Genomic DNA, 6,241 nt, shown 5'->3' with positions numbered 1-6,241 from the left:
CTTGCATGTATTAGGCACGCCGCCAGCGTTCGTCCTGAGCCAAGATCAAACTCTCCAAAAAAAGTTTGTTTCAAATGAACAAAAGTCATTTGAAGTTCTTAGCTTTATAGAGGCAAAAACCTCTATTTTTAAAAAGAAAAACGAGTTTCTTTTGTCTTAACATACTGGTTGTTTTGTTCAGTTTTCAAAGAGCAAATTCATTTAATCGCTTCATAACAGCGACTTTTATAATATATCACTTTCAGCATCTCATGTCAACAATTATTTTTAATTAGTTGTCGTTAATTAGAGACGCCTTTCAGAAGCGACAATGAATACTTTACCATGCTTATCAATCTATTGTCAACATATTTTTTAAAAAACTATCAGCATCACAAACACATTAATAAAAAGCCTATTCGATACTAGCACTTCAAACAAAATCGAACAGTCCATCCCCACACTCCTTCATGCAGAAACGAAACTGTCCACAACAACAAAATCTAAAAATTACTTATTCTATATTTCCTATGAAACACTCCAACACCCTTCGTCTCTTCCAACACTGGTAATATAATTTCTTTTTCTTCTAAATAAGAAATGATTGCAGAAAGATCAAGTTTATATGGCTCCACGAACGGGTTTGTTTTTAATTCAGCGTATGACCATGGTTCACCTTTTGTTCGCATAATGTTAAGTAGATGTTCAGCCGATGCTGCTGCCCTATGATTAATCACATAGTCCATTGCCAATATCATTAATTGGATTTTCTTCTCCATCTCTTCCCTACTGTCGATGAACTCTTCATATAACTTATAGATTTCTAAATCTATATTTTTAACTTGATTCCATACAGTCACTTCAGGGTAGTAGCCTTTTTCTACAACCGCAAGCCTTGCTAAGTAATGTAAAGAATAAAACACCTTACTATGCGCATCTTTATAATTCTTGGAGGTAAATAAAGCTTTTGCTTCGTTATAACTTTTTACCAACTTACCAAATTCAATAGCTTTTCTAAGATTTCTTTGTTGTAGTGGAAAATCTCTTAGTTTTCTCTTCAAATCACTAATATATTCATTTCTGTCATAAACGACTCTTCCATTAATCACCCACTCTACCGCTCGTCTGGAAGAGCTTGTATCAATCCAGTCCATTAACGTACTTTCTTTAACAATATGCATTGCTGCTGTTTCACCAGCACTCTCATAATGTTTCACAAACCATTCTTGTTCCGCTTCTTTTACAATAATAAGTAGAATGATATCAAAATTATCTGTTAGAGGACTGTTGGGATTAGTTTTTTCCATCATTAGAATACCTAATGTTTTCGGGTCACTTGCACGTTCTTGATAAATTGGCCTTAAGAAATTCTCCATCTTACTTCCTCCATCTTTCTAAAAATTACCTATACATAGAAACAACCACTCTATTCTATCACCAAAATTCGACAAAATTAATTTCTAACTATAATATTTCGTTATAAATAAGTGAAATCCTCTTTTTGAAAACGAAATATTTAAACATATATGCTATACTACTAGTGATATATGAAGGAGGTAGATTATGTCCGAACCGAAATTAGTCTATTCAAGCAAAATTAATAAAATCCGATCCTTTGCTCTTATTCTTATATTTGTAGGGTTTCTTTTTATGTATGGGGGCATTTTACTGAAAAAGATAGAATGGTTAATGTTAATCTTATTTGCTTTGGGCGTCCTAGCTATTGTGTTTAGTTTAGTTGTATATGTTTGGATTGGTACCTTATCACTTAGGTCTGTGCCGGTTGTTTGTCCAAACTGTAATAAGCCAACGAAAATGCTAGGTCGTGTCGATGCTTGTATGCATTGTAAACAGCCACTTACATTAGATAAAGATTTAGAAGGTTTGGATTTTGATGAAAAGTATAATTCCAAACGTTATCAAAAGAAAAAATAACAAAAGCTATCGCCAATTAAAAATAGGCGATAGCTTTTGTTTCCATCTTAATGTTTCTGACTAGCTATTTTCTTACATTCATCACAAATACCATATACTTCTAACCGATGATGACTTACATCAAATCCAGTTACCTTCTCCGCTAGGGCCTCCACTTCATCTAAAGGTGGATAGTGAAAATCGACTATTTTACCACACTCATTGCAAATAATATGGTAGTGATCAGATGTATTACAATCGAATCGACTAGATGAATCTCCATAGGTCAGTTCGCGAACTAGTCCTACCTCACGCAATACCCTTAGATTATTATACACAGTTGCAACACTCATATTTGGAAACTTACCTTCTAGTGCTTTGTATATTTCATCTGCAGTTGGGTGTATCATAGAATTTAATAAGTATTCTAGTACTGCATGACGTTGTGGAGTGATACGGACGCCTGATTTCTTTAAAGTATTAATAGCTTTTTGTAATCGTTCTTCAGACACAGCCATCCACCTCACTTTCCGTCTCAAAAATGTATTCTAATAATATTATTAAATTATAATCTTTATAATTAGTTTACATTCCCAAAAGGACATCTGTCAATATAAGTACTCTGCCCACTAAATAGTATTTCTTTTTCATTATTATTATTCCCATTTTTATTAGACATCAGTCTTCAGATGTTGTGAAAGTCTGTAATACCTTAATACCCCCTTGTTAAATCGATTGGATTAATATAATTATCCCCATTTCTACGGAAGACTTGTAAATTTTCCTCAAATATATCCAATGCTCGATTAGTATATTCCGGTGAGACCCCTGATATATGCGGTGTTATTGTAATAGTTTCTTCTGTCCAAAATGGATGTCCTTTTGGTAATGGTTCTTCTTTTACCACATCCAAAATAGCGTGTTCTATTTCCCCTGCTCGTATTGCTGCCAATAAATCTTCTTCCATTACTGCATCGCCACGTCCCATATTTAAGAAGACAGCGCGGTTTGGCATCGCTTTAAATTGTTCATATTTAAAAATATCTTTTGTCTCCTTTGTACTTGGTAACACAGATATAACAAAGTCAGCTAGAGATAGTGCTTGGTTTAACTCACTAATTTTATAGTTTTCATTAAAGTGCTCTACTTTCTTTCCACTTCTAGAAACCCCAATCGTATACATTCCAAAAGCCTTACCTAGTCTAGCAACTTCACTTCCGATAGCACCTGTCCCAACTACCACCATTGTTTTTCCAGTAATTTCTCTTAAGCTTATACCCTGATTATCCCAAACTTGATTTTCCTCATTTTTAATGACGGATTTTTCTTGACGATAAACTTGTAGCAGCATTGATATGGCATATTCGGACATTTGAGTCTTATGTATTCCCCGTACATTTGTAACGCGTATTCCTCTTTCCCGGATACTAGCAAATGGTAGATTATCTACCCCTGCAGAAAGTACATGAATCCACTTTAAACTCACTGCCTTTTTAATAAATTCTTCATTAATATCACTACCAAACGTCACATACACTTCTGTATCTCGAATGTATGTATTCACCTCTTCCATCGTATCGCAATAAATAAAATTTTCATTTGGGAATTTTCCTTTTAATCTATCTTGATACGATTCTGCAAGCTTTCTAGAAAAAACAATCATCACTATTCCTCCTACAATTTTCAAGTTATTATTATTTTACATAAATAAAGTGAACTTTGGGAGTTATTTTTCCCTTAAGAAAATAACGTCCGAAGTTGCAGTAAGAATCTTAAATCAGAAAAAAGATGGAGCGTTAATCATTTTATGCTCCATCTTTTCTATAAAATTACTGTAAGTTTTCCTTAATATAAGTCAAAGCATCTTCTACATGTCCATCCACTTTAACCTTACGATATTCTTTCTGTAGAACGCCTTCTTTATCAATGATAAATGTTGAACGTTCCACTCCATAATATTCTTTACCAAAGTTCTTCTTCAATTTCCATACATCAAATTCTTCTGCTAGCTTATGCTCTTCATCTGCCAACAATTCAAATGGTAGATCATGTTTTTCGATGAATTTTTGATGGCGTTCAACTGGGTCTGGACTTACACCAAGAATTACGGCATTTAATTCTCCGAAACTTTCATGATGATCACGGAAATCACAAGCCTCTGTCGTACAACCAGGCGTCATATCTTTTGGATAAAAATATAATACAACGTTTTTTCCACGAAAGTCCGATAAACTAACTTGTTCACCATTTTGATTCGGTAATGTAAAGTCATTCACAGCTTTTCCTACTTCAACTGACATTAAAATCCCTCCAACCTCATTTTCTATAACAACTATAACATAACGTAGAATTGCATTCACTCATCTCTACTTCGTTCACCCATTTGGAATAACTTCATCACAAAGGCTGTCGGTAACACATAACCAATTAGCGCCTCTGTTATCGCTAACAGCCTTCCTATACCAACTGGCGAAATATCACCGTAACCAATCGTTAGTAATGTTACCCCACTAAAATAGATAGAATGAATAACAGAACCAATTAATGTCGGTTGGCGTAATTCCCCATATTCTACTAAAATAATCCCTTGAAACGACAAAATAAAATAAATCATTCCAAACCCAAGTATAACAATCACATAAATAACTAATAACGCCATAAATAGTTCACTAGAAAACCGGCTATCCCTCAATTCCAACTTCACATGGATTTGCTTTCCAGTAATAAAACCAATAATACTTTTCACCAACACATAACAAATCAAAATAAATATAATCCAAGGAATTAGAAACATATCCCCTACCCCTTTAAAATACTTATCTATAAAGATATATGCATAGATGAATAAAGGCTTGTCTTTTATTTTTTTTAAAACCATATTCGTTCCATCCATTTATACCGAAGCTACATTCATCGTCTTTTCTAATATTTTTTGGTATAGTAAAGTTTGGATTTAGTTTAGGGAGGAAATACGATGCAGTTCACAAAATCAGAACAACTACATAAAGAAGCATTGGAACATATTGTAGGTGGGGTTAACTCACCATCCCGCTCCTATAAGGCAGTTGGTGGCGGTTCTCCAGTCTACATGGAGCGCGGACAAGGAGCGTATTTCTATGATGTAGATGGAAATAAATATATTGATTATTTAGCGGCATACGGTCCCATTATTACTGGACACGCACACCCACATATCGCAAAAGCCATTTCTAACGCGGCATCAAATGGTGTATTGTTCGGCACTCCAACACAATTGGAAAATAAATTTGCAAAAATGCTAAAAGAAGCAATCCCTTCATTAGAAAAAGTTCGTTTCAATAATTCAGGTACAGAAGCTGTCATGACAACCATTCGTGTTGCTCGAGCATATACTGGACGTACGAAAATTTTAAAATTCGCTGGTTGTTATCACGGGCATTTCGATGCGGTACTAGTTCAAGCTGGATCAGGACCATCTACATTAGGAACTCCTGACTCTGCTGGAGTTCCTACTTCAACAGCAGAGGACGTTATTACGGTTCCATTTAATGATCTAGACGCTATGAAAGAGGCACTAAATAAATGGAACAACGAAATTGCTGCAGTATTGGTAGAACCAATCGTAGGAAACTTTGGTATTGTAGAGCCACATGAGGGATTTTTACAAGAAGTAAATAATTTGGCACACGAAGCAGGCGCACTGGTTATTTACGATGAAGTAATTACAGCATTCCGCTTTACTTATGGTAGCGCCCAACAAGTGTATGGGGTTGAGCCAGACATGACTGCAATGGGTAAAATCATTGGTGGAGGACTTCCAATTGGAGCTTATGGTGGTCGTAAGGAAATCATGGAACAGGTAGCACCATTAGGTCCAGCATATCAAGCTGGAACAATGTCGGGAAACCCAGCTTCCATGGCTTCAGGAATTGCTTGCCTAGAAGTTCTTAGCAAAGAAGGTGTCTATGAAAAATTAGACCAACTTGGTGAACGATTAGAAAAAGGAATTCTTGAAAAAGCCAAAGAACATAGTATTCACATTACGATTAATCGACTAAAAGGGGCACTAACGGTCTATTTTGGAGTAGATCAAGTTACCAATTATGCTGAGGCTGAAGCAAGTGATGGTGAAGCATTCGGACGATTCTTCAAGCTCATGTTAAATGAAGGTGTTAACCTTGCCCCATCTAAGTATGAAGCATGGTTCTTAACTACCGAACATACAGAAGAGGATATTGACCAAACGATTGAGGCAGTTGGCCGTGCATTTGCACAGATGTAATTTAGTTCACTTAAGTAGTTTATTGGAAAATATTTTAAAAGGCGGTTCGAATTCGAACCGCCTTTTATCATGTCCAGCTCAAGCGCC

At 35.4% G+C, this 6,241-nt stretch carries 7 protein-coding genes and 1 rRNA gene; 2 read left to right on the top strand and 6 right to left on the bottom strand.

The genetic code is table 11. The annotated features are described in order from the left end of the window. Both ACFQ18_RS16550 and ACFQ18_RS16545 read right to left on the bottom strand, forming a co-directional pair. Nucleotides 1-61 (bottom strand): 16S ribosomal RNA (locus ACFQ18_RS16550); the annotation flags it as partial. A gap of 421 nt (nucleotides 62-482) precedes the next feature. After that, nucleotides 483-1,355 carry a nucleotidyltransferase-like protein gene (locus ACFQ18_RS16545; RefSeq protein WP_047185686.1) on the bottom strand — a complete coding sequence of 291 codons (873 nt, stop codon included), beginning with the start codon at nucleotides 1,353-1,355 and terminating at the stop codon, nucleotides 483-485. A gap of 187 nt (nucleotides 1,356-1,542) precedes the next feature. Between ACFQ18_RS16545 and ACFQ18_RS16540 the strand changes: the two genes are divergently transcribed. Beyond that, nucleotides 1,543-1,914, top strand: coding sequence for a YgzB family protein (locus tag ACFQ18_RS16540; protein WP_047185687.1), 372 nt, complete (start codon nucleotides 1,543-1,545; stop codon nucleotides 1,912-1,914). Nucleotides 1,915-1,961: 47 nt separating this feature from the next. On the opposite strand, the gene perR is transcribed toward ACFQ18_RS16540, so the two are convergent. The 4 genes from perR to ACFQ18_RS16520 all read right to left on the bottom strand — a co-directional run bounded on the left by perR (nucleotide 1,962) and on the right by ACFQ18_RS16520 (nucleotide 4,771). After that, the gene (gene perR, locus ACFQ18_RS16535) at nucleotides 1,962-2,411 is read right to left on the bottom strand and encodes a peroxide-responsive transcriptional repressor PerR (RefSeq protein ID WP_047185688.1); all 450 of its coding nucleotides are present in this window, start codon (nucleotides 2,409-2,411) and stop codon (nucleotides 1,962-1,964) included. Nucleotides 2,412-2,605: 194 nt separating this feature from the next. Further along, the gene (locus ACFQ18_RS16530; RefSeq protein ID WP_060669366.1) at nucleotides 2,606-3,556 is read right to left on the bottom strand and encodes a D-2-hydroxyacid dehydrogenase; all 951 of its coding nucleotides are present in this window, start codon (nucleotides 3,554-3,556) and stop codon (nucleotides 2,606-2,608) included. Between the two features lie 166 nt (nucleotides 3,557-3,722). Continuing rightward, a complete protein-coding gene (gene bcp, locus ACFQ18_RS16525) occupies nucleotides 3,723-4,193 on the bottom strand; it encodes a thioredoxin-dependent thiol peroxidase (RefSeq protein ID WP_047185690.1) in 471 nt (156 codons plus the stop codon). 56 nt (nucleotides 4,194-4,249) lie between these two features. Beyond that, nucleotides 4,250-4,771 (bottom strand): potassium channel family protein, encoded by a 522-nt coding sequence (locus ACFQ18_RS16520; RefSeq protein ID WP_338113683.1) that lies wholly within the window; start codon nucleotides 4,769-4,771, stop codon nucleotides 4,250-4,252. Nucleotides 4,772-4,867: 96 nt separating this feature from the next. On the opposite strand from ACFQ18_RS16520, the gene ACFQ18_RS16515 reads away from it, so the two are divergent. After that, nucleotides 4,868-6,154: a glutamate-1-semialdehyde 2,1-aminomutase gene (locus ACFQ18_RS16515; RefSeq protein WP_060669230.1), complete on the top strand. Its 1,287-nt coding sequence runs from the start codon at nucleotides 4,868-4,870 to the stop codon at nucleotides 6,152-6,154. Nucleotides 6,155-6,241: the final 87 nt, after the last annotated feature.

Source organism: Oceanobacillus caeni (assembly GCF_042678465.1).
Taxonomy (GTDB): domain Bacteria; phylum Bacillota; class Bacilli; order Bacillales; family Amphibacillaceae; genus Oceanobacillus; species Oceanobacillus caeni.
Note: the sequence above shows the minus strand (reverse complement) of the source record. Positions and strands in the feature narration are given on the sequence as shown.

Excerpts from the sequence above, each read along its gene's own strand:
- ACFQ18_RS16520 (WP_338113683.1), bottom strand. The coding sequence starts at position 4,771 with ATGGTTTTAAAAAAAATAAAAGACAAGCCTTTATTCATCTATGCATAT.
- ACFQ18_RS16545 (WP_047185686.1), bottom strand. The coding sequence starts at position 1,355 with ATGGAGAATTTCTTAAGGCCAATTTATCAAGAACGTGCAAGTGACCCG.
- perR (WP_047185688.1), bottom strand. The coding sequence starts at position 2,411 with ATGGCTGTGTCTGAAGAACGATTACAAAAAGCTATTAATACTTTAAAG.
- ACFQ18_RS16540 (WP_047185687.1), top strand. The coding sequence starts at position 1,543 with ATGTCCGAACCGAAATTAGTCTATTCAAGCAAAATTAATAAAATCCGA.
- ACFQ18_RS16515 (WP_060669230.1), top strand. The coding sequence starts at position 4,868 with ATGCAGTTCACAAAATCAGAACAACTACATAAAGAAGCATTGGAACAT.
- bcp (WP_047185690.1), bottom strand. The coding sequence starts at position 4,193 with ATGTCAGTTGAAGTAGGAAAAGCTGTGAATGACTTTACATTACCGAAT.
- ACFQ18_RS16530 (WP_060669366.1), bottom strand. The coding sequence starts at position 3,556 with ATGATTGTTTTTTCTAGAAAGCTTGCAGAATCGTATCAAGATAGATTA.